This window comes from Paenibacillus apis, from assembly GCF_018333295.1.
GTDB classification, from domain to species: Bacteria; Bacillota; Bacilli; order Paenibacillales; family Paenibacillaceae; genus Fontibacillus; species Fontibacillus antibioticophila.
This window is the reverse complement of sequence record NZ_BORS01000004.1, coordinates 25,427-50,718: the sequence shown is the minus strand read 5'-3', so window position 1 is coordinate 50,718 and position 25,292 is coordinate 25,427. Positions and strand designations below refer to the sequence as shown.

26 protein-coding genes and 1 pseudogene are annotated in these 25,292 nt (G+C 43.7%); 5 read left to right on the top strand and 22 right to left on the bottom strand.

From position 1 onward, the window contains the following. Positions 1–12 precede the first annotated feature (12 nt). The 8 genes from KI362_RS06920 to KI362_RS06885 form a co-directional block, all read right to left on the bottom strand. A complete protein-coding gene (locus KI362_RS06920; RefSeq protein ID WP_301625923.1) occupies positions 13–1,032 on the bottom strand; it encodes an ABC transporter substrate-binding protein in 1,020 nt (339 codons plus the stop codon). 94 nt (positions 1,033–1,126) lie between these two features. Continuing rightward, positions 1,127–2,134 carry an IucA/IucC family C-terminal-domain containing protein gene (locus tag KI362_RS06915; RefSeq protein WP_301625921.1) on the bottom strand — a complete coding sequence of 336 codons (1,008 nt, stop codon included), beginning with the start codon at positions 2,132–2,134 and terminating at the stop codon, positions 1,127–1,129. A gap of 43 nt (positions 2,135–2,177) precedes the next feature. Then, positions 2,178–4,040 (bottom strand): AraC family transcriptional regulator, encoded by a 1,863-nt coding sequence (locus KI362_RS06910; RefSeq protein ID WP_301625919.1) that lies wholly within the window; start codon positions 4,038–4,040, stop codon positions 2,178–2,180. Positions 4,041–4,169: 129 nt separating this feature from the next. After that, complete coding sequence (locus KI362_RS06905; protein ID WP_301625917.1) at positions 4,170–4,820, bottom strand: hypothetical protein; 651 nt, start codon at positions 4,818–4,820, stop codon at positions 4,170–4,172. Positions 4,821–5,254: 434 nt separating this feature from the next. Then, positions 5,255–6,700, bottom strand: coding sequence for an alpha/beta hydrolase family protein (locus KI362_RS06900; protein ID WP_301625915.1), 1,446 nt, complete (start codon positions 6,698–6,700; stop codon positions 5,255–5,257). A gap of 189 nt (positions 6,701–6,889) precedes the next feature. Then, on the bottom strand, positions 6,890–7,123 hold the full coding sequence (locus tag KI362_RS06895) for a hypothetical protein (RefSeq protein ID WP_049894817.1): 234 nt from the start codon (positions 7,121–7,123) through the stop codon (positions 6,890–6,892). 6 nt (positions 7,124–7,129) lie between these two features. Beyond that, complete coding sequence (locus KI362_RS06890; RefSeq protein ID WP_301625912.1) at positions 7,130–8,341, bottom strand: Ger(x)C family spore germination protein; 1,212 nt, start codon at positions 8,339–8,341, stop codon at positions 7,130–7,132. A 3-nt stretch (positions 8,342–8,344) separates the two neighbouring features. Continuing rightward, positions 8,345–9,865 (bottom strand): spore germination protein, encoded by a 1,521-nt coding sequence (locus KI362_RS06885; protein ID WP_301625910.1) that lies wholly within the window; start codon positions 9,863–9,865, stop codon positions 8,345–8,347. A 189-nt stretch (positions 9,866–10,054) separates the two neighbouring features. On the opposite strand from KI362_RS06885, the gene KI362_RS06880 reads away from it, so the two are divergent. The 5 genes from KI362_RS06880 (at position 10,055) to KI362_RS06860 (ending at position 15,399) form a co-directional block, all read left to right on the top strand. Beyond that, complete coding sequence (locus KI362_RS06880; RefSeq protein ID WP_301625907.1) at positions 10,055–11,164, top strand: GerAB/ArcD/ProY family transporter; 1,110 nt, start codon at positions 10,055–10,057, stop codon at positions 11,162–11,164. Positions 11,165–11,345: 181 nt separating this feature from the next. Continuing rightward, on the top strand, positions 11,346–12,800 hold the full coding sequence (locus KI362_RS06875) for a spore germination protein (RefSeq protein WP_306432822.1): 1,455 nt from the start codon (positions 11,346–11,348) through the stop codon (positions 12,798–12,800). Positions 12,801–12,829: 29 nt separating this feature from the next. Continuing rightward, entirely contained in the window at positions 12,830–14,002 is a 1,173-nt protein-coding gene (locus KI362_RS06870) for a Ger(x)C family spore germination protein (protein WP_301625903.1), read from the top strand. 17 nt (positions 14,003–14,019) lie between these two features. After that, positions 14,020–14,262 carry a hypothetical protein gene (locus KI362_RS06865; protein ID WP_044478166.1) on the top strand — a complete coding sequence of 81 codons (243 nt, stop codon included), beginning with the start codon at positions 14,020–14,022 and terminating at the stop codon, positions 14,260–14,262. 21 nt (positions 14,263–14,283) lie between these two features. Then, entirely contained in the window at positions 14,284–15,399 is a 1,116-nt protein-coding gene (locus KI362_RS06860) for a GerAB/ArcD/ProY family transporter (RefSeq protein ID WP_301626399.1), read from the top strand. A gap of 24 nt (positions 15,400–15,423) precedes the next feature. Here the strand turns inward: KI362_RS06860 and KI362_RS06855 are convergent, their stop codons facing one another. The 14 genes and pseudogenes from KI362_RS06855 to KI362_RS06790 form a co-directional block, all read right to left on the bottom strand. Continuing rightward, positions 15,424–16,338: a helix-turn-helix domain-containing protein gene (locus KI362_RS06855; protein ID WP_044478164.1), complete on the bottom strand. Its 915-nt coding sequence runs from the start codon at positions 16,336–16,338 to the stop codon at positions 15,424–15,426. Positions 16,339–16,501: 163 nt separating this feature from the next. Further along, a complete protein-coding gene (locus KI362_RS06850; RefSeq protein WP_301625899.1) occupies positions 16,502–16,927 on the bottom strand; it encodes a GNAT family N-acetyltransferase in 426 nt (141 codons plus the stop codon). A 198-nt stretch (positions 16,928–17,125) separates the two neighbouring features. Next, the gene (locus KI362_RS06845) at positions 17,126–17,593 is read right to left on the bottom strand and encodes a hypothetical protein (RefSeq protein ID WP_301625897.1); all 468 of its coding nucleotides are present in this window, start codon (positions 17,591–17,593) and stop codon (positions 17,126–17,128) included. A 68-nt stretch (positions 17,594–17,661) separates the two neighbouring features. After that, positions 17,662–18,111, bottom strand: coding sequence for a GNAT family N-acetyltransferase (locus KI362_RS06840; RefSeq protein ID WP_301625895.1), 450 nt, complete (start codon positions 18,109–18,111; stop codon positions 17,662–17,664). A 50-nt stretch (positions 18,112–18,161) separates the two neighbouring features. Continuing rightward, positions 18,162–18,722 (bottom strand): histidine phosphatase family protein, encoded by a 561-nt coding sequence (locus tag KI362_RS06835; RefSeq protein WP_301625893.1) that lies wholly within the window; start codon positions 18,720–18,722, stop codon positions 18,162–18,164. Positions 18,723–19,098: 376 nt separating this feature from the next. After that, a pseudogene (locus KI362_RS06830) lies at positions 19,099–19,179 on the bottom strand (VOC family protein); the annotation flags it as partial. Between the two features lie 180 nt (positions 19,180–19,359). After that, positions 19,360–20,058: a hypothetical protein gene (locus tag KI362_RS06825; protein WP_301625892.1), complete on the bottom strand. Its 699-nt coding sequence runs from the start codon at positions 20,056–20,058 to the stop codon at positions 19,360–19,362. Between the two features lie 280 nt (positions 20,059–20,338). Further along, positions 20,339–20,692, bottom strand: a complete 354-nt coding sequence (locus tag KI362_RS06820; protein WP_301625889.1) for a VOC family protein — start codon at positions 20,690–20,692, stop codon at positions 20,339–20,341. Positions 20,693–20,761: 69 nt separating this feature from the next. Continuing rightward, positions 20,762–21,559 (bottom strand): class I SAM-dependent methyltransferase, encoded by a 798-nt coding sequence (locus KI362_RS06815; protein ID WP_301625887.1) that lies wholly within the window; start codon positions 21,557–21,559, stop codon positions 20,762–20,764. Between the two features lie 285 nt (positions 21,560–21,844). Further along, entirely contained in the window at positions 21,845–22,087 is a 243-nt protein-coding gene (locus KI362_RS06810) for a HepT-like ribonuclease domain-containing protein (RefSeq protein WP_301625885.1), read from the bottom strand. Next, positions 22,084–22,371 (bottom strand): nucleotidyltransferase family protein, encoded by a 288-nt coding sequence (locus KI362_RS06805; protein ID WP_301625882.1) that lies wholly within the window; start codon positions 22,369–22,371, stop codon positions 22,084–22,086. Before KI362_RS06805 ends, KI362_RS06810 begins: the two co-directional genes overlap by 4 nt. A 69-nt stretch (positions 22,372–22,440) precedes the next feature. Then, the gene (locus tag KI362_RS06800) at positions 22,441–23,313 is read right to left on the bottom strand and encodes a GNAT family N-acetyltransferase (protein WP_301625880.1); all 873 of its coding nucleotides are present in this window, start codon (positions 23,311–23,313) and stop codon (positions 22,441–22,443) included. 270 nt (positions 23,314–23,583) lie between these two features. Further along, the gene (locus KI362_RS06795; RefSeq protein ID WP_301625878.1) at positions 23,584–24,456 is read right to left on the bottom strand and encodes an alpha/beta hydrolase; all 873 of its coding nucleotides are present in this window, start codon (positions 24,454–24,456) and stop codon (positions 23,584–23,586) included. Positions 24,457–24,557: 101 nt separating this feature from the next. After that, positions 24,558–25,268, bottom strand: coding sequence for a class I SAM-dependent methyltransferase (locus tag KI362_RS06790; RefSeq protein ID WP_301625876.1), 711 nt, complete (start codon positions 25,266–25,268; stop codon positions 24,558–24,560). Positions 25,269–25,292: the final 24 nt, after the last annotated feature.

The window sequence follows — 25,292 nt, the reverse complement described above, 5'->3', positions numbered from 1 at the left end:
AATCAACAGTCTCTATTTATTCAGCCCGTAAATTTCTTTAAGATCCTCAAGCATTCCCTCAGCGGCCAACGGACCGGAACCATTGTTCCAAATCGCGGTATCCACCTCGTAGACACGGTTGTTTTTGACAGCTTTAATATTGCTCCAGAGCGGGTGCTGAGTCCAATCTTTGCGCAGATCAAGCCGGCCGTCATCCCGTGAGGTGCTGGTTTGGTCAAAAATAATGTCTGCGTCCATTTGCGGAATATTCTCCTTGGACACCAGCTTCACGCCCCAATCCTCACCTTGTTGCTTCGCTGGCCGGGCAATCCCCAGCTCATCCAGCACCAGCGCGGAGAAGCCTGTGTAGACAATGCGTGCATGGTCGGCGCGGAAATCAACGATCCCGGCTTCCAGCTTCAGCTTGTCGCCCATTTGCTCCTTGAAGTCGGCGACTTCACTATCCCAACGCTGCAAGAACGCCTTTTCTTCTTCCAGTTTGTTCAATGCCGCAGCCGTCAAGGCCAGTGAATCTTTCCAGATATGCACCTCTTCGGTCATGACCGTCGGAGCAATCGCCTCAAGCTGACTATAGATTTCTTCATGCCGGGTTTTGGAAGCGATAATGATATCCGGCTTGAGCGCAGCAATTTCCTCCAGATTCGGCTGGTTCTCCGAGCCCAGATCTACAACGCCGTCCATTTGCTCGCGGATATAATTGTACCAAGGCTGTTCAATCCACGACTCCACAGCGCCTACCGGCTTAACACCAAGCGCCAGCGCCGAATCCGTCGCGCCTTGGAACAGGGTAACGACCCGCTGCGGCGTTCCCGAGACAACCTCTTCGCCCATCGCATGCTTGATCGTCCGTTCTGCATCCGTGCTTGCAGGCGCTGCCGTCTGCTCTGTCGGTGTTTGCTCTGCCGGCGGCGGCGCAGCCGTGTTGCCTCCGTTTTGCGCGCAGCCAGCCAGCAGCGCCAGCATAGTCGTCCATAATAACAGCATTTTTAACCCAAAACCTCTGTGCTGCTTGTCCTTGTTGAGATGTTGCATGAACCTGATTCCCCCTAGTTCTCTATAATCAATAGTTGATCATGAGTGATATTGATTATCATTATCGCATGAGGGTACTTGCTTGAAAATGAACTTATGCGTCATCCCTTTTGCATATTTGCGACGCCGTATCCGTCTTGCTCTGCCGGACTTCTCCAGCTTCCGCAGCAAGCTGCCGACTATTTGCCGGGCGAGCCACCTTGGGGCAAGCCGTGCAGTAATCCGCTTTGGCGGATACGCAATGGTACAAGCAACAGGTCTTCCGCACCCGGGACTGCGGCGATTTACTCTTCGGTGCTGTTTCTGTGTCACCTTCGGTTCCGTAAAAAAACGCCAACGGCTGACTCCGCTGCCCAAATGGCTCTGCGGGCAGCTCCTTCAGCAGAAAATGTAAATCCTCGGCAATACGGGCTGTCGCGGCCTTATCGCCAGCGGGCAATCTTTTTTCATACAAGGAGTAAATGCGCACTGCCGCGTTCTCCCATAGAATTATCTCCGGCAAGCCCGAATAGCGGGAGAGCGCCTGCCACAGCGGGGTCAGATGAAGGCGGAGGTAGCGCTCGGCCGCTTCAAGACGCCACGGCTCCCGCATCCTTCCGGCAGGGCCGGTAGCAAACAGCTCCCCGCTCACTAAAAGCCCCTCCAGCCATGGAACACCAGCGCCCTTTCCGACGCGCAGCTGCACAGCTTCCAGCGGAAGCTCCAGCGCCCGGTCATAGCAGGTCAGTGCATAAAAAAACGGCACAGCGGACAGGGCCGCGTACCGTTTGGCCAGCATCGAAGCGGCGATCGGCCGCGAATCGGTGCCAAGTCGGGCTGCCAGTTCATCAAGGTAGAGAAGGCAGCTCTCTTGCTTCAATAGCGCCGCTGCAGTGATCGCTGCCGATGGCGAGTAGGCCAGAGAAGCCTCCGGATCATCCGGAGGACAGGCCTCCTCAGCGGCGGTTAACCCGAACTGCTGCTGCAGCTCCGCCGCTTCCTGCGGCGAGAGCGTAACGAGGCGGCTCATAAGCGCCTGTCCCGTAGTGAATTGATAAATTGATCCCCGTTCATTGCTATATCCCCCTTGCAACAAAATGATTTCATTTGCTCCGTCCGGCACTCTAGCTTCATTGTGCAAATTAATAGGCCCAACTGGTAAAGCACTAGCGGGAAGGCAACAATGCCTCGGCGATTTCGTCAACAACCCTGCTCATAGCCAGCGGACCATAATACCCCGTCCAGAGAGCCGTATGGAAATGGCGAACCTGACCGGCGCGCACCGCGCTCATCTGTCTCCAGACCTGGCTTTCCTGGCATTGCCGAATCTGCTCTCTATTCGTATTGTCAGTCAATATGAACAGGCGGTCCGCGCTGAGTTGAGAGAGCTCCTGCAGCGGAATCAGCGAGCTGGTACCCTGCTGTTGCGAAGCAAGCGACGGCAGGGCAAGGCCCAAATCATCATACAGCAGCCGTGCCGTACGATGTCTTTCGGAATGCAGACGAATTCCGCCATCCCGGGGCCGGATCAGAGCCACCGTCTCCGGAGCTCCTTCGTTGCCAATCCGGCGACGCAGCCCCTCCAGCTTGGCGTTATAGGCATCGATCTGCTCCAGCGACTGCCAGGTTCGACCAACGAGTTCTCCAAAGCGGAGCAGCGACAGTCGCCAGTCTTCGTTGCGGTCCAGCATGACGGTCGGCGCAATCGCGGATATGTCGGTATAATGTTCCTCCTGGAAGGAGGTGCACACGATCAAATCCGGCTCCAGCGCCGCCAGCGCCCACAAATCGGGCTGCTCCTTCTTCCCGAGATCCACAATGCGCCCCAAAGGCTTTTGCAGATCGGCTGGCAAGCCGCCGATCTCTATGGTGCACATGGCGCTGCCGACCGGGACAATGCCGAGGGCCAGCAGCTGGTCGGCATATTGGTAGTCAAGCACGGCAATCCGCTGCGGCTGGCGTTCAAGCTCAAGCACACCCCGCAAATGAGGAACCAGCAGCTTGCCGGCCGCATCCATGCAGGCGATCCCGCTTGTACATGCCAAGGTCAACGACAATAAGGCCTGGAACGCCTGCAAAGCACTCCCCCCTTGATGATACCGATCCTCACCAAACGGGACAATGACCGTTTGCGACGGAAAAGTTGGAGAAATCCGACAGGCTTCATTTGAAGGTCTATGCTCCTTCAGCCCTATTTGTCTGTAGCTGCGGGGCGACAAACCCATGTATTTTTTGAACAAGCGGCTGAAATAATAGGTGTCCGTATACCCAACCTCCTCGGCGATCCGGGAGATAGGCAGTTCATTCTTACTTAGTAGCAGCTTGGCCTGCTCCAGCCGAATGCTGATTAAATGCTCCATGGGGCTGTGACCGAAGCGCGTTTTGAACCCCCTTTGCAGCTGCCGTGGGCTTGTTCCAAGGCGTTCCGCTAAGGATGCCAGCGTCCATAGCTCACTGTAATGGGCTTCCATATACCGCACGGCGGTGTCGACCAGATTCGCTTCCGCCTGCTTAGGCTGCTCTGCTCTCCCCTCCCGCTGCTCCAGTTCCTTTAGGAGCAATGACACGAAGGAATAGAACTGCTGCTTGGCATCCAGCCGTGACAGCGGGTGCTTCTCTTGCCATAGCTGATAGATTTGGCCCGCTATGTTGCGCCAGTAACTCTCCGCTCCCGTCGGCACTAAATAGCACGAATGGAAGTCCCGCAAAGCTTGCTCTGGATCACCAAGCTCTCCGGGCAGAACAGTTGGCAGCACCGCTTTATATAAGAACAGGAAATATTCGTAGCCTTGCGGCGAGGCGTCGATCCGCATTTCACTCCCCTTGCCGGCATGAACAACCGGAGCAGCCAACGAGCTATGCCGCAGGCTCCCTGCTTCAATGCGCGCCTCTCCGGAAGCCGAAATGAGAAAGAGCCCCGCCGGAGCGCGATAGCTGAACCGCTCGTCAGGCTGCAGCCGTCCAAAGCGGATATCTGCAATATGCAGATCAGCCTGTGCCCAAAGTATCATCTGATCCCTTGCCGACACTCTTCCCGCCTCCATTGTCTAAGTTATTTAGAATCTATTATAATTTTGACAAGAAGCAGGAGCAACTTCTCTCTTGTGCAAATTTGAAAGGACAATAAATTGTCAGCGTATTAAATAAGACCTGAAAAATTAATTTCTCCAGCTTACAATCTCATTCCCTTTCTTATCGTAAGCAGTTACATCATATAACTCTCCCATAAACATTATGGGCTCAGTGCTATTGAAGGTGCTGGGCATTTCTAGCATAAATGTGTTATTCACTGCCACCGTTTCCTGTGTTAGTCCGTTCTCATACTCAATAAATATCTTCTCAATAGGAATGTCAGTATAGACCGCTCCCCATATGAAATTGCCAATATTCTTTTTGTATTCAGCACTTACAAAGAATGGGATTCCATCCTTAGTGCTTGCTGACCATCCTGAACTTTGACTATTATCGTAAAAATATTTCCCATTCTTTTTCTCGTAAACTCCAAAGACATACTGCGTCTGATCCAAGTAAATTACTAATTGATTTTCTTGATCGATGTTCTTCACAAAAACTGGTGATTTCCATTTAGCTTGGACTGCATCTTGGAGTGTATCATGTCCACATCCGCTCATTAATACCAAAAGGACAGAAAAACATATGACTTTAAAAACTTTATACATGAGGTTCCTCTTTCTTGTCTGGATTTTATTGGATTCAGCATTTTCGTAATTACGAAATATCCTAGCCTTAGATAGCTTTTGCCTTAGGCTGGAGCGTTTGTTATCTGCGCTTCTTCCATGATTTTTCATCTGATAACCCGGGGGTAAAAGCATCTCTGTGAATATCGTGCTAACTGAGGTCAACGACTTTCTCTAGCTACTTTTCTCTCTATGTATATCAGTCTTTTAAAATCTTTCTTTATGTTTATTCCTTATGTCCCTGTCATACGTTTGAGTTTTCAAAATAGGCAGAAAAACTTTCGGGATTATCTTTTGTCCAAACACTACTTCCGGTCCAGAGTGTGACAACATTTGTAACTAACCTCCGCTAATATTAGCGACGCCACGCATGAAGCGGAGTTACAAGCTGCACAGTTCGATATGTCGAGTTTAGCGGCCATTCAGTGAAACGGCGTCTATGTATCATACTAGAACAAAAAATATTTAGTTCTTGCAATCCAGGGTGTATATGTTAATGAGACAAAGAGGGTGCCGCCGCCAGCACCCTTTCTGTAGTTTTCGGTTTATTCCTTCGGAAACTCCACCTCCGGATATGACTGATTCGGCTTGCTGATCAAGCCGCCGCCGGTTTCTTTTAAATGCTTGTTGAAAAAATCCAAAACGTACAGGTTCACGATATCTGCGCTTCGTTCGCTGTCAATGTCGCCCGTCATGCCGAGCTGCTTCAAAAGTTTTGAATAAAGCTGCAAGTCGGTGAAGTTGTAATGCTCCGTACCTTCAATATACACCATTGATGCTTGATCTATGATTTTGTATTCCTTTTTTCGTTCCTCAATCATCTTGTTGAATTCTTCTTTCGTTAAACCCGAATTTTTGATTTCTTCATCAGAAATCTTTCCGCTGAGTGCCTTGTTTTTGATGTTCATAAAGCTGCTCGATTCCATGAACAGAAACGGTTTTGAAATTGCCTGCTTGCCGTCGACATTGTACAGTGAGCCGTCCATGTTAATTCCGGCTTTAATTCTGTGATTTGAATAAGCGGCGTTAAACGCCGTGGCACCGCCGAATGAGTGACCCATCATCCCGATGTTGTCCATTTCGAGTTTTCCCTCAAAGGCATCACGATTCAACTGATCCAACTGGTTGATGACAAAGCCGGCGTCCTGTGTCCAAATGTTCCCGAGCTTGCTGCTGTTTTCGGAAACCCCGTTCATATATTGCTCGGTTGTTAAGCCTGTCACCCGTCCGTCTAGAAAAGCCGTTGCCATTGTGCTGTAAGTATGATCGATCGCCACTGCGACAAATCCATGGCTTGCCAGATGCTCGGCTTGGGAAGCGTGCAGCAGCCGGCTTGTTCCGAAGCCGTGGCTGATTACGACGACTGGATATCGAGCTTCAGCTGATGAAATCGTGGCGTTTTCGTATGAGTTGGTTTTGATGTAGCGCCAATAGTCCAAAGCAAACGCGGGAAGGCCGAATCCATCTGCGAACCTCTCGATATATTCGTGAAATGTCCTTGCGTCTTCGGGAAAGAGAGGTGCCTGTTTCTGTCCATTCAAACCTTGTGCGGGGTACCATACTTGGACCATCAGTTCTCTTTTATCATGCGGATTTTTTGTCAGCGTTTCTTCTCTGCCGTAATCGGTCAAATGAAACGTCTTCGTCCCGACCGAATAAGCGCCGTCAGGCTTAGGCAAATCGAAAACGGGCAGATATACAGACAGGAAGACGGAGACCGCCAGCATGGCAAATGTTAGAACATACAAGCCATATTTCAACGGCTTCCACATCCTGATATGAAGCCTTTTTCCGAAGATCGCGATAAAGGCGAGGGCGACGGAGATCAGATAAATCAAAACCATTTGCCATCTGTACCCCTCAAAAAAAAGCTGTCCCGCCAATACGCTAATGCTCGCAATTCCGAATGCTGCCACAATCTTTCTCGGCATTTTTTGCTGAAACAGCATGATAAAAGACAGAAGAGTTAATAATATTTCGAAAGTTCTCATGATTTTCTCCCTTATATAAGATGTTGCTAGTCTTATACTAACGAATGTGTGGTTTGATTGGTTGCAAAAATATTCCTCGCCGGTTTCAGATAACGTTGTTTGTATTCACGAAACGACCCAGCCCTAGATATCTCTTATCTTAGGCTGGGTCGTACATCAGACAACAAAAAGACGTAACCCGTACGGTATCTATCCCACGATTCGCTGAAAAAAATCATTGACGGGCGTATATAACCAAATGATCAAATAGAGCGGGCTGGGGACCTGCACCTTGAATACAGTGCATAACGTCGCCGCAATCCCGGCCAACCAGAGCAAGATGAACACGGCGAGTTGGCCGAATTGACGGGAGCGAAGCAAGGAAGGCAGGTCAAAAGCTATACAGCATGCAGCAACCAGCAGAACGACCAGCATGTTTGCCATTCGGCCTCACTCCTTTATGTCACCCTGAAATGATTTATCGATGAGCCCAATCCGGTTGATATGCACGGAAGCCTGATAATGAACGGGCAGCGTTTTCAGGTAATTTTCCTTCTGTTCCTTCAGCTTCTCCCACAGCTTCGGATGGGATTGGTAAATCAGTTGGCCAAACCCCAGAATATCGGAGTTGTATTTTTCAATAATTTGATCGGCCGCATTTTCCATGAGATAAATGATCCGTTCTTCCGCCTTTTTCTCCAATTCCCGGATCACTTGATCGTCATCCAGCTTATCCGTACTCTGCGAAGCCTGAATATTAACGGTGGCGCGTACGGAAATGTAAATATTCGGCTCCCCATCGATGATTTTGACCTTACGTTTGGTTGAAGTCCGGAGCGCTTCCATCACGATGGGTTTTCCATCCTCTCCCTTCACCGGGCCCGCGCTTGATTTAACTTCACCCATGATATAGTTATAGCCAATCGTTTCCTCTTCATTGAGCCATCCGATCAGCTTATCCTTCTTGAATACAGCGAGGCCGTGAATCTCCAGACTTGCTTTGGGCACCGTGCTTTCCAGATTTTTGACGGACCCGTTCACGGAACGGTCTCCAACAATCTCTACGCTTGACAATGCGACGTTTCTCCCCTCAGCTACCAGACGGGCAATCAATTTATCGATCGTGATGGGTGACGTTCTGGCCGTACTCTCGGACGAGGTCTGCAAGGAATAAAACAGCCGGTTGGCCGGCAATTTGTCCAGCGGCGTCAATATCCGTAGCACCTGGGAGGCCGTGGCATCCCGCGCAACGATGATGAAGAAGTCCGTCCGCGGCTCGCGGCTTCTTGTAATGACATCCAGCACCGGGCCAATGCCGGCACGGGCCAGCTCCTCACCGAGCACCAACACGCGGATATGCCCCAAGTAACTGGACCTGGAGCTCATTAAGGTAAATTTATGCAGCGCTTCAAAAACGGTTGGGACTTTAAATTCGTAAACGGTGACCGGTGTTCCGCCTCCCTTTGAGGTGGTTGTGGCGATTTCCGCAGGAACGACCACCTGCATCGTTACTTTATATTGGTCTCCCTCCTTATCTAATCCGTACCCCAGGACAAAAGCCAGCTCATTGAGCTCTCTTCTTTCCCAGCATCCGCTAAGCAAGGCAGGCAGCAAAAGGATCAGCATGAACCCGCATAGCGTTGATTTCAACGTTTTCATCATGGCTTACGACTCCTCTCGCTCGGTTTGTCCTTGCCGGATCACGTCGTCCGGCTCCGTTTGCTTAGGTCTCGTTGTTAACTTCGGCCAAGGAAAACGGAAAACGGAATCCTTCAAATCGCTTTGAATATAAGGTCCGATCGGACTCATATAAGGCATTCCGAAGGAGCGTAGCCCGGCCAAATGCAGCACGATGATGAAAAGTCCGAACAAAATGCCGAACAATCCCATAAACGCCCCCAGTGCCATCAGGCCAAAACGGATGATCCGGACGGCGATGGACATTCCCGTCTCCGGAATCACAAAACTGGAGATCGCCGTCACAGACACAATGATGACCATGGCGGATGAGATAAAGCCCGCCTCTACGGCAGCTTGTCCAATAACCAGGGTCCCCACAATGGAAATGGCCTGGCCGATATTCTTCGGTATTCTTACGCCTGCCTCGCGTAAAACTTCATAGATGACCTCCATGAGCATCGCTTCGACAAAAGCCGGAAAAGGCACTGCCTCCCTTTGAGCGGCCAGGCTGATCACGAGGGTGGTCGGAATCATTTCCTGGTGATACGTAGTAATGGCCACATAGAGCGCCGGAGCCAGCATCGCGATAAATAAGGCCAAATAACGGATGAATCTCAGCAAAGTGGCAATATCCGCCCGCTGATAATAATCTTCGGCGGATTGAAAGAAATTCAAAAAGAAGGAAGGAACAAGCAGAACAAACGGCGTCCCGTCCACCAGGATGGCCACTTTTCCTTCCAAAATTCCCGCCGCGATCGTATCGGGCCGGTCGGAATTATAGATCGTGGGAAACGGGGTAAGGGCCGTATCTTGAATGAATTCTTCGATATAGCCGCTTTCCAAAATACTGTCCGTGTCGATCTTGGCCAGACGCCGTTTTACTTCAGCCACGATTTCCGCATTGACAACGTTGTCCAGATACATAATAGCGACATCGGTCTGGGTTACTTTTCCGATTTGAAACGTCTCAAGCCATAGATGTCTATCCTTGATTTTCCGCCGAATCAGCGCCGTGTTGGTCCGCAATCGCTCGGTAAACCCCTCCATCGGTCCGCGTACAACCGATTGTGAGCTCGGTTCGCTGACATTGCGGTCCTCCCAACCGGGTAGGGAGATCCGCAGCGCGGTGTTTGCTCCCTCCATCAGCAGTATGATGCACCCCGATAAAAGTTCATGAAGCAACTTGTCGTAATCAGCGATTTCCGTTATATCTCCGGCCATCAGAATGCAATCCTTGAGAATTTGCAGTTTCTGAGCGGGATCCATCTTTTCCGGTTCATCAAATGCGGAGAATCCCCGCTCGGTCAGCGAGTAAAGGATGGAATTGTGAAGGGTGCCGGTATCCACCAGGCCATCGATAAAAAACAAAGACATCTCCAGGTTTGTCCCTAGAATGAGTTTCTTTTTCACCAGATCCGTGCTCCCGCCAAGCGCTTGTTGCAGCAGGGTTTCGTTCTCCTGCAAGCAGGCCGATAATTGACCTTCAAACTTTATTGTGTTATCCACACTCGTTCCCCCGGGTTCTCCGCCAATAGGCGTTTTTTGCTTATTTTAATCTATTCGCTCATTATTATTCCGAAAAAATCCAAAACGGGAGCATACTGTCAATTCATTACCGGCATACTAGCACAGACTGGCGCTTAAATTCGCGTACCGGGGTCGGAAAGTAGGCTATAGGAGGAAGGATGATAGGACATGAGCTTGGAAAAAGGACGCTTATCTTCAAGACAACTGATTGTGCTTGCCCTGTTTGTGTTTGTCGGCGACATGGCGCTGATTTATCCCTTAACCATGGTAGCCGATTCGCATCAGGACGCCTGGATAGCCGGTTTAATCAGCTTGCCGCTGGGGCTTGCCGGCATCCTGATTCCGCTTAAAGTACATTATTTTTATCCACAGATGAACCTCATCGAAAAAATTAACAAAATATTAGGAAAATGGGTCGGGACCGCAGTATGCCTGTTCTATTTGTTTTTCTTTCTAATAGCAACATCCATCTACATTCGTGAAATCGAGGATTTCATGTGTACGCAAATTTTTGAAAAGACTCCAGGCGCCGTTTTTCGCTTCATGACCCTGTTCCTGGTGATATACGGCCTCCGTCTTGGTCTCGAGACGCTTGCCAGGGCCGCTGAAATATTTTTGCCGCTGTTCATTCTGTTTTTCGCTTCATTGATGATTCTGCTGCTTCCGCAGATCCAACTGGAAAATCTGTTCCCGATCATGCATACGCCTTTGCCCAAATTGCTGCACTCCGTGTTGTTTGGCATCAGTTATCCGTTTGGCGAGATGATCGTATTTCTAATGGTGCACCCGTACGTTAAAAAGAGCAAACATACCAACCGGGATATCTTTCTCATCTTGATTATCGGAGCGGCCGTCCTGAATCTGATTTTGTTTCTTTCCATAACCGTTTTGGGGGCTTATCTACCCGAGCATCAATTTTACGCCGCCTATATTCTGGCCCAAAAAATCAATATCGGCAATTTTCTGCAGCGAATCGAAGCCCTTATGGCCATTGTGTGGGTCATCACCACCTTTTTCAAAACCGCCCTGTATTTCTATGCCTTTACGCTTGGTTCCGCCCAACTGTTTAACCTGAAAAGCTTCCGTTCCTTGATATTCCCGGTTGGTTTTCTCGTGTTTGGACTTTCGCAGCTGGTATCGAAGGATATTGTCTTTTATATGAAAAAAATCCCATCCACCTGGGTAGATTGGGATTTTACCGTTTCTTTTGTGATCCCTCTGCTGCTGATAATCGTTTATTATGTCAGGAAATCCAAAATCCGCACGAGCAGCGGTTGATTTCGTCATCTAATTAACCATCTGGGTGTTAGTCCCGGGGTTTTTCCAAGAAACATGAATGAATCCCCTTTGGACTGGAAATAATTTTGCGTAGTTCTCACTTCCGGAGGTTAGCAGCATGAGCCAAACGAGCTTTTCCGGTGCCCGCTCAGAAACGGATACCCAACCGATCTCACCCGAATTGGAATTTAATTTAAAGTGGCTCGAAACGCGTTTTGAATATTGCGGTGATTTTTCCGTTTTTCAGTGGCACTTTGGACCGGAGCTTCGACACAAAGCATTTTCCGCTTATTTCGAATCATTAAGCGAAAATAAGACATTAAATTATATGAAAGCATCGCTTCAAGACCTTGTCCCCCACGAAGTAGGTCCGGCAATTTCCGTCATTCCCGAAGATGTCATTCGCTTTTTCAGCAACCACGGTGTTTCCTCGCATTCTGCCAAGCTTGTAACCGATCTGCATGAAGTCATTGATGATATTGTTACAGGGCATCTTGTTATCTTCTTAAATGGCTGGGATCGAGCTTTGTCTTACAAAATTGCTTCGCTAATCACCAGGCAAGTAACCGAACCCGTTTCGGAATCCGTAGTTCATGGTCCGCGCGAGAGTACGGTCGAAAATCTGCAAAAGAATATCGGTATGCTACGGCAGCGGCTAAAAACGCCTAATTTAAAATTGGAGAGGTTTACGTTTGGGGCGGACACCAAAACGGAAGTTGCGGTCGCTTATTTGATAAATACAGTTAACATGGAGGTTTTGGCTGAGTTAAAACAGCGGGTCTCCGGAATGAACCAGGTTAATGTGCTTGATACCTCTTTTATTGAAGAGTGGGTTGAGGATTCGACGTATTCTCCATTCCCTCAATACCGCTATACAGAACGGCCGGATACCGCCGCGGCGGCTTTGCTGGACGGCAAAATCATCGTGCTTGTCGAAGGCACAGGTTCGATTTTGATATGTCCGGGGCTTTTTACGGAAATGTATCAATCCTCGGAAGACTTTTACCAAAGAAGCATCATTTCCTCTCTAATTCGCTTAATGAGGATCATTGCTTTTTTTATTGCTTTAAGCTTGCCCAGCATCTACATAGCATTGACGACTTTTCATCCGGAATTGATTCCTACCGTCCTTTTGCTTGCCATCATGAATGCGCGCGAGGGAATTCCCTTCCCTGCATTTATTGAAGCCGCTATCATGGAATTTTTCTTTGAGCTTCTTCGGGAAGCCGGAGCGCGCTTACCAAGACAGATTGGTGCCACGATAAGTATTGTCGGCGCTCTCGTTATTGGTGAAGCAGCCATATCCGCAGGTATTGCTTCTCCGACGATGGTCGTGGTCGTTGCCTTAACCGGAATTGCTTCTTTTGCCATTCCTCAATACAACATGGCTACCGCTTTAAGAATTATCAAGATTCCGCTCATGATTTTAAGCACGATCCTGGGCGGATTCGGTCTGATGATCGGTTTACTCTGGCTCTTGCTGCATTTAACGAGTCTCAGATCCCTCGGGCAGCCGTATCTAACCCCTTTAGCGCCTCTTCAACCTAAGCAACTGTTGGATACGATCATTCGCGCCCCATTAAAAATGTTACTCCGTTCACCACGAAGCAAGGAAATATTCGGATCCAAAAAATAACGGGCAATTTTCTTGAAAGAAGGCTTATGATGCGAAGAATCGCGGTTGCCGGCTGTCTGATGGTCTGCCTTCTATTGCTGCCGGGTTGCTGGGACAAGGCAGAACTTACGGATCGTTCCTTTATCTTAGGACTTGCTGTCGACAAAGCCGATAACGGAATGGTTGATCTTACCGTGCAAATCTACAAGCCGGTGCATTCCGGCGGTTCGCCGGGAACGGAAGGCGGTGGAGCAATTTCCTATGTCAATGTGCAAACAAAGGGCGAAACGATGTTTGACGGGATTCGGGATATTATCCTTCATACCGGACGCAAAGCACAATGGAGCCATTTGCAGGCCATCATTGTCGAAGATCAATTAGTGCAAGTTTATCCGATCGGTGAGATTTTAGATTTCTTTTATCGGGATCATGAGGCTAGACTTAGTTCTTCGTTTTTTATTACCCGCGGAAAAGCATCGCAATATTTGGAAATGAAGCCTTTAATCGAAAAAACGGTAAGTCAACAGTTATTGCAGATCACCAAATATTCCAACCGGTTCAATCACAAGACGACCGACACTTCTTTACTTGATCTCTTCCTTGGTCTTCGCAGCCAGACGGGGATTTCGTTAGTTCCTTATATCACAAAAGACGAAACAAAAGGAGAAGAGCTAGTAGCTGACGGAATGGCCGTCCTAAAAAAAGGAAAATGGCAGGGGACCGTTTCTTCTCAAGATTCCCGATCGATTCATATGCTGCTTAATAAATACAAGGGTGGAATTATCCGCGTTCCGTGCGAAACTCAGAGCGATTCGAGCGGTGATAATGACAATTCTCTGGAAGTCTTATCTTTCCATTCCAAACTAAAACCCCATATTGAAGATGAAGCCGTCCACCTTCAAGTATTCGTTCAAATCTCGGGAGCTCTTGGAGAGATGAAGTGCACAAAATTAAAAACTCCGGAAGATGAAAAAAAATTCACGGAAGCGGCAGCACGGACCGTTGAAGAATCTTTAAGAGAAACTTTTAACCGAATGAAACATAAGAAATTGGACCTGATTGGATTAGGAGACCGGATTTATCGTAAAGATCCAGCCCTATGGAAACGGTGGAAGAAGAATTGGGAAGCGCGCTTTGCTGAGACTCAAATCGACATTAAAGCAAACGTTGAAATCAAAAATAGCGGAACCGCCACGCCAAAACCGCTTTCTCAGGATAAGTAGCAAAGGAGCTCACACGAATGGCCGAAAAAATGATCGTTGTGATTTCGAGTTATTTGTTAATGACGTTCTATAATCTTGCCACAATAAAGAAAATGGTGCTTCGCGACAAGATCGCCTATGGAGTGACCGTTATTGTCTCCATTTATCTTGGGATTGAGTATATTGGAGGATTTGGAATGCCGATTCTTCATACCCTTGCAGCATGGCTGTATAAAGATTGGGGGCATCGGATTGTCGAGTATTTGGACGTACAGTCTTAGAAAAGGAGCAGCAGCATCTTGATGAATAAACAAATCGTAAGTCAAGAACAATTGATCGTATTGTTTTTTGTTTATTTAACCGGCTCGGTTATTGTCAACCTTCCCGGGCCGTTAATTGGATTCGCCAAGAACGGGGTGTGGATTTCTCTGCTGCTCTCCGGCGCGGTTGCCATGCTTCAATTGCTGCTTGTCCTTTACTTGGATAAAGAATATCCCGGACAATCCTTTAGTGAATATAGCCAAGCGATTTTGGGAACCTTGCCAGCCATTGTGATTGCTATCCCGTTTATTTCGCTGTTGTTCGAAATGAGTACGGATATCGTGTTTGAGGTAGGCAAATATGCCAACAGCTCTTTAATGAGGCAAACTCCCCAATACATATTCGATTTCTTGATCTTCACGACAGTGGCCATGACGGTACGGGCAGGGATTGAAGTCATGAGCAGAATGTTTACCATTTTGATCTTCGCCGTAATGCTGTTCATCATCTTGACCATGCTGTTATCCTTTCCCAATTATCACGGCGAATTTCTATTACCTATTCTCCCTGACGGAATCAAACCTGTACTGCATGGCGCCTACCTTTCCTATGGTTTCACCCACGCAGAACCGGTCTTGCTTGCCCTGCTCCTTCCTTTTGTTCGCCGGCCGGCCCGGGGTTTACCTAAAAAGCTGACGGTTACGTTTGTTATCGCTCTGGTCACCTTGATTGCGGTCACGATATCAACCATCCTTGTTTTCGGACCTTTAGCCGGGGAAAGAAAGTATTCGATGGTAGAAGTTGCGCGAGTGATTAATGTACAACCTATTATTCAGCGGGTGGAGTTCATTGTTGGGATAGCTTTAATTGTAAGCTCCTACATGAAAGCCTGCCTTACACTTTTCATATTAAATCAATTAATTGTACGTACATTCAAATTAAAAGATGAGAACGTGTTTATACTTCCGCTGGCTTTCATCAATATGCTATTCGCTTTTATTATGCACCGAAGCGAAACAAAATTGACGGAGCACATCACGGTAATCCTTCCCCTATGGAAGCTGACCGGATTCACAGTTCCTTTGTTAATCGTGGTTGTAATTCATTTGCTGAAAAAAATGCCCGGCTCAAAAAGGAGCCAACCAAATAAAAGTTGATCCGTCCTGATTGAAGTTTATTTGCTATTTGCGTTTAATAACAGGCAATAAATAATCAAGAATAATTTTCTCTCCCTTTTCTAGCGGGGTGCAGTATCTATCGTATGTGTAAACATCACACCAATAAAAGTTTTCATGATCAATTTTATATCCTGTTTTCTCAATCGCCTCGGAACAAATTAAATATGCAGAATCAATAATATCGTTAAGATTATCTGCTTCGATCCATACATTAGCCACTGTTCCTGCTGAAATATTCTGAAAATACATATTTTCTGGGATTGGTGCATCAGGTTGAACAAATTTACCTATGATATACTGGAAGCTATCCTTTCCGATAAATTTACTCATGTGACCAAGCCCAACATAATTATCAATGTCTTTGCAGATCCAATTTTCAATTTCGGAGAATTTGTCAAACAAACCTTCATTAAAGGCTGAACCCCAGCATTCTTCCCCTGCTTTTTGAAATGAAGTCATTTTCATCATGCCTACAATTTTTCGAGGACCATATTCCATGTATTCAATTCTTTTTAAATCTGCCATAATTCGTTTTCCTCCTACAATTCTGATATTGGTGAAGGAGGCTCTAGGATAATCATTAAGCTTAACTCCTCCCTTTCTAATACTGGAGGGCGAAATCTTATGGTGCTGTTTGAATGCTCTAGTAAACGAAGAATGAGAATTAAATCCGTATTTCATAGCTATGTCAATTATTTTTTCCTTGCTATTTTTTATGTCATAACCCGCCAATGTCAATCGACGACGCATTAAGTATTCGGATATTGTTATTCCGGTAATATATACAAAAATTCGCTGGAATAAAGGGGCAGGGCAACATGCAATTTTTGAAATGACAGTAAAATCAACTTCATTTGAACCGGAAATTTCATTCTCCAGATATTCAACTACGCTTTCAAGGGCTTTAAAGTTATCCATTAGCCACCTCCTTTAACTATAATTGTAGGATTTTTTCGCAATAGATCTTTACAATTACTGCGCAAAATATGTAAAGAAAATTAGTTTGTTGTTAATTTTTCGTACATGAATGTGAAATGAAATGGTTCTTAATAATCATAGACTTTTCCCTCCAAATCCCACTTTAATTCAATTCTTTTATTAGGTAGTAATGTTTATGTCCCTTAGGTGCATTATCAATTGCTGCAATTACTTTGTATCCATGTTTCTTATAAAAATCAGGCGCCTGAAAGCTAAAAGTATTAAGCTTAATAAAAGTACACCCTTTATCCTTTGCGATTTTTTCGACTTCAATTAGTAGTCTAGATCCATATCCTTGTCCCCTATAATTCTCGTCGACCCATAAAATATCAACCTCCAACCAAGTCCAACAAAATACACTGAGAATACCTGCTATTATATTGCCTTCCGGATCTTTAACATTTAGATTAATTTCCTCATAATTATCCTTAATGTTATCTGGCAATTGATTTGCATTGAATTCAATTAATTTGAATCTTACATATTTGCTTTCTTCATCTGAATTTTTTGAAATGATTTGAATGTTCATATTTGTCTCCTTTGCAAAGTCATGAAAGGGCTTGAGTTTTTTAAAATTACTCTGCATTAATATCGTATACCGTTCCTGTATTTGCGGCTCAGCGTATGCTGAGTGTCCGGCGAATGCCGACCAAGGAAGGGCGTATGCCCGCAGAGTAAATATTATGTTATAGAATGTGGGCATCTCTCTGGAATCAGCTAATCAACTTCATTCAATTTTTATGCAGTAATTCATACTCAAACTCTTCAATACTTCTAAATCCGCTATTTTCGATTCTGCTAATTTAATTTTCATTTCTTTAATATCTTGAGGACCATCACCGAACCATATTGACCATATTTCTAGTCCATCTTTATTTAGCCCTTTCAAATACTCATAGAGTTGTTCTTGCCATATTTCGTTATCTAAGTCACCCTCGAGCCAATAAATATAATCTTTCTGTGTATATTCTTCTAAACCATAGGGTGGGTTGGTACAAATGGTTACGCTAAGATAATTCATCTTTGTTGGGTCCATAATTAGAACCACTGCTTCATCATCCAATTGACTTAGAATAGAATTACTTTCCTTTTCCTTGTTTATTTTTTTGTATTCCCTATATTTCATTCTCTTTGCTGCTGTGAAGTCTACCTCTGGTAATGGAATATTTGAAACTATAAAAGAATACTTACTCATGTTTTCCTCCCTATGCTTATTCCTATAACGTTTGTGTTATAGGATGGCGCCGCTTCATTGAGTTACCTTCACATCATCTTTATTATAAATCCCGTCTTATCCCCTTTTTTAAATCCGCATTCTTCATAAAATTTATGAGTTCCTTCCATTCTAGAACTTGTCATTAACATAACCTTATAACAATTATGCACTTTGGCGATTTCAACTGACTTCTGAAGGACTAATCTACCGTAACCTTGTTTTCTATAATCAGAATGAGTAACAACATTCTCAATTAACCCGTAAGGTCTAGCTCCCCTTGTAAGATTTTTAATAATAACTACAACACATGACGAAATTATCTTTCCCTCATGTTCAACAACAATGATCTTCATTAACGGGTCACTGTTAATCTCATTCCAATGATTTTGAATCTCGCTAATATTCAAATCTGGGTCGTCTGGATTTAGATGCTTATAGAGTAATAGTAATTGATCTAATTCATTCAGTTTTATGACTCGAACAGATGCATTCGTCATAAGAGCTCCCCCACACTTTCTAAGGTTTAAGATTTTCGGCCATCTTCGAATCATCCCTCGAACAATCTCTTCATATTCAATATTTTCTGACCACTTAATTGAACCTTGTATATGTCCGGCATTGAGGTTGATTGCCAGAATCCAAAACCGATGTTTTTATTAAAGCCATTCAACATCAAAGTCATAATGTCACCATGAGTTCCAATCGCAATTTTCTTGTTATTGTTCTTTTTAATAATCTCTAAAAGAGCAACAAACGCTCTCCGCTGGGCATGAAAACTACTTTCTCCTTGGGGGAAAGAAAAACTATAATCATTATAAACTTGTTGTTTTGCGTCCCAAAAACTATTGGGGGTGAAATCACCAATCATTCTCTCCCTAAGATCTTCTACTACTAATACATCCATTCCGTAATGGTTAGCAGTTGGACGAATTGTACTTATTGCTCGTTCATATGGACTGGAGTAAAAAACATCAATATCCTCAAACATTAAGATATTCCTTACTGTTAAAGCGTCCTTCATACCTATATCAGAAAGACCTCGACTTCTTTCCTGCCCTTCAACATATGGAGAATCTGCATGCCTTACGAAGTAAATGATCGTTTCCACTACTTTGATTCATCCCCCGTCAAAAGAATGCATATGGTTTCAGATAACGTTTCGTATTTCTGACGACCAAACGGCTTAAGGGCCGTAGGTCCGGGTGGATATGCCACTAACCCAATTGCATGTGTCGTTTGAATTCACTTCTCCGAAAATCCATCTAAGCGACCGAGGAGCGCCAGCGACGATGCAGAAATATTTTGTTATGTGATGTACCATGCATCCTTAAAAATAACTACAACATTCCCTTTGGATTTAATATATTTAATAATATGTTTTCAATCTCTCTAGCATCATCAGGATGAAACATATGGGATGACTTCTCCATCCATAAGAGTTGTTTTCCAGCAGGTGCTACTAGCGAATTGTAGTATTTTTCTTCTAATCCTAATTTAGAATAAAATTCAATTGATTTATTTAAATTACTCACTGGTAAATGTGCTTCAAATAATCCAAGTATCATAGTTTTTCTCCTTTCGATCACGCCGGTTTCGGATAACGTTCTTGTATTCACGAAAAGACCCAACCTTAGATAGCTCCTATCTTAGGCTGGGTCGTGTGTTGTCTGCTATATCTACCATGATTATACATCCGACAACCAAGGGGCGAAAGCCCCGCCGCGTGAATACTGTGTTATATGATGTTAATTCTGGGGGGACTTCTTCGAATACACTTCCAAAGCATTTCTTATGATCCTCTTATCTATACCACTTACGTTACCGATTCGTTCAGCCCATTCTTCTATAGTTTGAAGTTTTTTCTCAATCTGCTTTCCATCCATTGAACTAAAGAAACTAATATAGTTGTCAAACTCCCAATGGATTACCTGACTATCAGTAAAAATTCTCCTTTCAACAAGTGCTGTCCTTAGAGAACGTTGAGTCTTCTCACCCTCAGCGATTAATCTTTCATCCGATATAGGATCTAGGATATACTTTTGCTTACTTTCTTTGCCGTTTGGCCTCCTATATGTCACTAATAGGCTATTCACTTGTGATTCCAATTTTACTTGTGCACCTGGAAAGAAGTTATCCATGAACTCTTCCGTATAATCTTCATTATTTTGTTCTATTAATATCGGTTCAATCCATTGATCACCTAAATCACATAAGTACCTATCTCCTTTCTCGTTTAATGCAACCACAGCAACGTGGGAGTCTGGCGTTAATATTGCATAACTAGTAAATTTCTCTTGTCTGAATTCATGAATTAACCACATTGCTAAATCAAAACAATTTCCTGAAGTTCCATACTGCCCTCTATGTGTTTTCATTTGTTCAATTGTTCGTTGCTTAAATTCCGAAGCTAATTGAAAATACCAAGCTTTTGTTATTGTTTCCATGGGAAAATTGTCAAACTTCCTCCAAATACTAAGTACATCTTGGGTAGCCCTCAAATCCCTTCCCCCCATAATTAATTTCATATAATGTTGTTGTATTCACGAACCCAAGGACCTTAAGCTCCCAAAGGGGGTGGCCGCGACGCGGTTAGGTCGCAGGGTTGTCGCCTGAATTCACTTCCTCAAAATGCCTCTCGGCGACCAAGGATCGCCTGCCGATCCGTCGCGTGAATGCATTGTTATCTGATGGTGACGACATCTTGGAATTCGCCCGCAAATATCTTTACTTACAAATCATTAATACATTCCCATCTGGATCTTTAATATTAAACCAATGACCATTCTGAATTTCAGTAATAACTTCAACATTCCTTGATCTCATAAATTGATATGCCTTTTCAATATTATCAGTGGCTAATTGTAATACAGGAATTTTATATACGTTTTCTGGCGAATATATCTTGCTATCTAGAACAATGCTGGTTTCTCCTTGCATCATTAAAACATAAATATGGCCAAAATAGATCTCCCCATCGGTAGACAATCCAAGTAAACTACAATACCAATCCCTAGCACTTTCAATATTTTTAACCGGAATAAATACACCTTTGATTTGGTTTTGAATAGGGTTTGTCATACAACTCTTATCTCCTTTTTATTTATTTTTTGCTTATACTGTAGAGTAAGCTTATTAGCATTAAAGTGGTTATGGTTTGATTCCCATGCACAATAACATAGTATCAGAAAGGGTGAATTTTCCACCACAGCGGTCAATTATGTCATAGATTTCTTTCAAGAATGGTATTCGGATCTCTTCAGGCATTGCCTTATGGTCTGAATATGTACTGATTAGTATAGTATAATCTTTTGCGTTAAATGTCCTTGTGCCATAATAAAACTTATCAGTAACATCAACAAATCCGTAATGTCTTAATGCATTGAATCTTCCCAAACGTTTTTTCTCAAGTTGTTGTTGCTTTATTTGCGGGTCTAGTTTAGGCCTTTGCTCTCCGAAAAATTCACTATATTTGTCATATACTTTTTGCAGAGCCTCATGTATGTGCGTATGTTCTTGAGCGGGAAAAGGTTGGGTTGAAAACCATGCAAACACGCCTCCGCTTTTCAAAAGTCCATAAACTTTCGGAAGCCCTATTTCTTGCGGTATCCAATGGAAAGCTGAAGCGGAATAAACTAAGTCATAAGCATTTTCATCAAGTTGAACACTTTCAAAATCTTGATTAATTACTTCAAAACTCTTAAATTCCGCAAACTTTTCCCTAGAAAATTGCGCTAGTTTTTCACCTATTTCAATAGCGGTAACTTTACAACCAGTATTTAAAAAAGGTAAAGTTGCCTGGCCTGTACCGATTCCTATTTCCAGCGCCCTTTTATTTCTGCTAAGACTTGAAAACCGAATTGCGTCGTCAAACAGTTCGTCTGTATATGTTGGACGAAGTCTTTCATAGTTTGACACATCCTCATTGAATGTTAAGCGTAGATCCATTTCCATACCTCCATTATTGATATTCTTAACATGTTTTTATCCCGACGATATCAGGTAACGTTCTTGTATTCACGAAACGCCCCAGCCATAGATAGCTGTTATCTTAGGCTGGGGCGTTTGTTGTCTGAGCTTTCTTCTTCGGTTATTCGTCCGACAATAGGTCTCACAGCGTGATACGTGTTAAGTGAAGTCTCCCTCTTCTTGAATTGCCCTTACAATAATGGGTTTAACTTCTTTTAGGTTTCTTGTAGCTACTTCCCAAACGATACTTTCATCAATTCCAAATTATTCATGAATCAAGACATTCCTTAGTCCGATCATATTCTTCCAAGGGACTTCTGGATACCTCTTCTTAACTTCATCGCTAAGATTTCTAGCGGCTTCTCCGATGATTTCTAAGTTTCTTATTACTGCATCCAAAAGCATTTGATTAGCTAAAAACTCATCATATTTAACAGCACCGAGATAAGTTTCTATTCGATTAATTGACTCTAGAATGTCCATTAGTGCATTGACCGATCGTTTCACTGATATTGTACCTCACTAAGAATTTCATCTCTCATGTACGGTTTAATGGCATTAGGGGTTACAAGATCGACTTCTCTGTCAAATACAGACTCTAAATAATCCTTCAAATCCAAGAATTCAAATCCTACTGGGCGAGAAAATTCAACTAATAAATCGATATCGCTTGTTTCCGTCTGTTCATCACGAGCAAAAGAACCAAATAATCCTATCTTTGAAACATAAAAACGATCCATCAAAAATCTCTTTTCAATCTTTAACTTATTTTCGATATCTTCTCGCCTCATTGAAATTCCCTCCTTGTTTCAAGATTATGCTTTCATTATAACCTAATAATTTCATAAGATATTCCCCTTTTACCATTCAAATTTCAGCTGAAGCGAATCACAAATTGGCATATAGCCTATCTTTCGATAGATGCTATTGGATGTGGGATTTGCTAAGTCCGTATATAAGACGCACTTCTTAAATCCTTTGTCCAATGCAAGTTGGCTTATTTGCGCCACAATTGAAGTAGCGTAACCCTTTCTGCACTCATATGGAGGGGTATATACAAATGCCACACCAATAGCCGTCTGCATTTCCCTTGTATAACCTGCCATAGAAACGGGGATCCCGTTGTCGTCCTCTAAAATATAGAGTTTTTTCGATGCTATTCGGTAGAGGTAAGGCTCTGCATCTTGCGGGATGGACATTTCTGTTTTACCATAACTCGCCGCTGCATAAAATGCTTCAGCCCAGTACGGGAAAAAGTGAATATCCTTTTCATCTAGCAATCGAACGATACCAATCTTTTGAATGTCTGGGTTTACTGCTGTAAGTTCATATATACGTTGGCTCATGGTTGTTTTAAAAGTTATTCCCTTGCGCAAGGTATATTCTTTAGCAAAATACTCTGCCAAGTTTTTTTCAGTTGTCACACCTGGAATTTCACGGCCATCCAGCCCATCTATCAAACAGTTTATAGCCTCTGGGTTCATTATGTTGTCTGTTGCATAAAGCGTAATATTGTGTGGCGGTGTCATTATTGCGGTAAGTTGTATGCCCTTAGCATCCGAAATAGTTACCATAAGCCAATTTACAGGGTCACGCCAATCTGTTTTGTCTTTTCCTTCATGCCCAATTATGATATTGCCCAGAGGTATCATATTTTGTGCCTCATGACGCATCAGCACTTCATAGGTGTCTCTGTAAAACTCATGCACATCCGTATACAACTTAAATTGCATCGAAATTCCTCCTTTCATCGATTCAACGTTTTTCCAGATTCTTCGCAGCAATCGTTCTTTCTCTGATAGAAATATGCTTTTTTTTCGTTTGTGCTGTTTTCTGGTAACGTTCTTGCATTCACGAAACGCCTCAGCCTTAGATAGTCTCTTATCTAGGCGGGGTCTGTGTTGGTGAGCCTACTTCCCTGCTATTTCTTCTTCCAACCGAGGTGTGTATGTGACGATGTGTTAATGTTGTGTTAGCTGAAGTACGGAGCTTCTTAAATTTGTTCAACATAAATGTTTTTTGAGAAATTCTACTGTTTTCTCAAACGCAATTTTAACATGTACATCATTTATGTTTTGATCAAATACATGATCAGCACCATCAACTGTAATTAGGTCAGTTTCAATACCATTTTTTCGTAATTTTTCATACATTATCAAAGACTGTTCATATGGTACATCAGTATCTTTATTCCCATGCAAAAAGAGTGTTGGGGGAAAGGACTTAGAAATATTATCGATAGGGTTATACTTTCTTAATAACTCACTATCTATATCTCGATCAAAACCTGTTACCTTTTCAACCCAAGTTCCATGCTGACGGCACCAAAGATAGTAATCAAACCTTTCCCACGAGCCTTCTGATACTTCATAGTCACTAAGATATTTTTCGGCTTCTACAAGATTAACAATTGGTCTTTTGCAGTAAAATTCGCTAGGCTCAGAATACCACTTTCCTAAGATATCACCGTAACCGTAAAAGGAAACTATTGCATTAGGTCTATATTCCATTGTTCCACTGACCAAACTAAGGTAAGCTCCCGCTGAACTTCCAATAAGAGCAATCTTATCCGTATTAAAATCGTACATTTTCGATGCAGTAGATCTAACCCAATTTAAGGCATCCTCTATGTCCCCAATTATTAATTGAAAATTCGTCTCTGGAGCAAGTCTATAATCAATGCTTATGATACTAAATCCAGCATTCTTGAATATCTCAACCTGCTCAATTGGCAACCACTTTCTTGTACCAAATATCAGTGCTCCACTATGTATATAGATAATAACCGGAGTTTGACTTCCATGATAATAGATATCAGCATAAATTGAAGATTGCTCAGTCCTTTTATAGACTTTAGTTTCACTTATCATTTTCATGATATTACTCCCTTTCCGTATTTCAGCTAACGTTCTTATATTCACGAAACGCCCCAGCCCTAGATAGCTCTTATCTTAGGCTGGGGCGTTTGCTGTCTGAGCTAAACCTTTTCTGCTATTATCAAAGCATGGAGTGTATTTTCAATTGCGGCTTTCGAATTATACATTTCTATATGGAAATCTAACCAACGTTTATATTGTTTTTCACTTAATTCATTAACTAATCTCCCGATCTTTGGGGTAACACCATCTGTAGCAATATGTTCCCTAACTCTGAAATCCATTCCATTTAGAATAGCTTCCATATAATCTGATTCCAAACCAACAAAATGAGGGTTCTCACCAAACTCCATAAGCGCTCTTTTATTTATATAAGCTACTGCCAAGATACCATTAGGTTGTAATACTCTTCTGCATTCATTTAGACACTTCATATGTTGCTCTTGCTCATGCAAATGATATAGCGGACCCATGCAGAGTACAGTACTGAATTCGCCATCAGCAAATCTGGATAAATCTAAAGCATCTCCCTGTTCTACCTTAATTTTCAATCCACGGCTCTTATTTAGTTTATCTTCTATTATTTCAACATGCTTTTCAACAAGATCCATTGAGAATACCGAAGCACCTTTGTTTGCATAAAAAAAAGTATACCGGCCTGTCCCTGCTCCAATATCGAGTATTCTTGAGTTTTTGTTTATATATCTATTTAACAAATGAATAGTTGTATCGAATTCGACTCTATGTGCATTGTCTTTATTGAGCCTGTTTTCTTCATCATAACCCATGTAGTATTCTTTTATGTTATTCATGACTTCACCTCCATAATATTTAGG

Coding starts and splice junctions, on each gene's coding strand:
- KI362_RS06920 (WP_301625923.1), bottom strand. CDS start 1,032: ATGCAACATCTCAACAAGGACAAGCAGCACAGAGGTTTTGGGTTAAAA.
- KI362_RS06905 (WP_301625917.1), bottom strand. CDS start 4,820: ATGAAAAATCATGGAAGAAGCGCAGATAACAAACGCTCCAGCCTAAGG.
- KI362_RS06900 (WP_301625915.1), bottom strand. CDS start 6,700: ATGAGAACTTTCGAAATATTATTAACTCTTCTGTCTTTTATCATGCTG.
- KI362_RS06895 (WP_049894817.1), bottom strand. CDS start 7,123: ATGGCAAACATGCTGGTCGTTCTGCTGGTTGCTGCATGCTGTATAGCT.
- KI362_RS06890 (WP_301625912.1), bottom strand. CDS start 8,341: ATGATGAAAACGTTGAAATCAACGCTATGCGGGTTCATGCTGATCCTT.
- KI362_RS06880 (WP_301625907.1), top strand. CDS start 10,055: ATGAGCTTGGAAAAAGGACGCTTATCTTCAAGACAACTGATTGTGCTT.
- KI362_RS06870 (WP_301625903.1), top strand. CDS start 12,830: ATGCGAAGAATCGCGGTTGCCGGCTGTCTGATGGTCTGCCTTCTATTG.
- KI362_RS06865 (WP_044478166.1), top strand. CDS start 14,020: ATGGCCGAAAAAATGATCGTTGTGATTTCGAGTTATTTGTTAATGACG.
- KI362_RS06860 (WP_301626399.1), top strand. CDS start 14,284: ATGAATAAACAAATCGTAAGTCAAGAACAATTGATCGTATTGTTTTTT.
- KI362_RS06855 (WP_044478164.1), bottom strand. CDS start 16,338: ATGGATAACTTTAAAGCCCTTGAAAGCGTAGTTGAATATCTGGAGAAT.
- KI362_RS06850 (WP_301625899.1), bottom strand. CDS start 16,927: ATGAACATTCAAATCATTTCAAAAAATTCAGATGAAGAAAGCAAATAT.
- KI362_RS06845 (WP_301625897.1), bottom strand. CDS start 17,593: ATGAGTAAGTATTCTTTTATAGTTTCAAATATTCCATTACCAGAGGTA.
- KI362_RS06840 (WP_301625895.1), bottom strand. CDS start 18,111: ATGACGAATGCATCTGTTCGAGTCATAAAACTGAATGAATTAGATCAA.
- KI362_RS06825 (WP_301625892.1), bottom strand. CDS start 20,058: ATGGAAACAATAACAAAAGCTTGGTATTTTCAATTAGCTTCGGAATTT.
- KI362_RS06820 (WP_301625889.1), bottom strand. CDS start 20,692: ATGACAAACCCTATTCAAAACCAAATCAAAGGTGTATTTATTCCGGTT.
- KI362_RS06815 (WP_301625887.1), bottom strand. CDS start 21,559: ATGGATCTACGCTTAACATTCAATGAGGATGTGTCAAACTATGAAAGA.
- KI362_RS06805 (WP_301625882.1), bottom strand. CDS start 22,371: ATGAGGCGAGAAGATATCGAAAATAAGTTAAAGATTGAAAAGAGATTT.
- KI362_RS06800 (WP_301625880.1), bottom strand. CDS start 23,313: ATGCAATTTAAGTTGTATACGGATGTGCATGAGTTTTACAGAGACACC.
- KI362_RS06795 (WP_301625878.1), bottom strand. CDS start 24,456: ATGAAAATGATAAGTGAAACTAAAGTCTATAAAAGGACTGAGCAATCT.
- KI362_RS06790 (WP_301625876.1), bottom strand. CDS start 25,268: ATGAATAACATAAAAGAATACTACATGGGTTATGATGAAGAAAACAGG.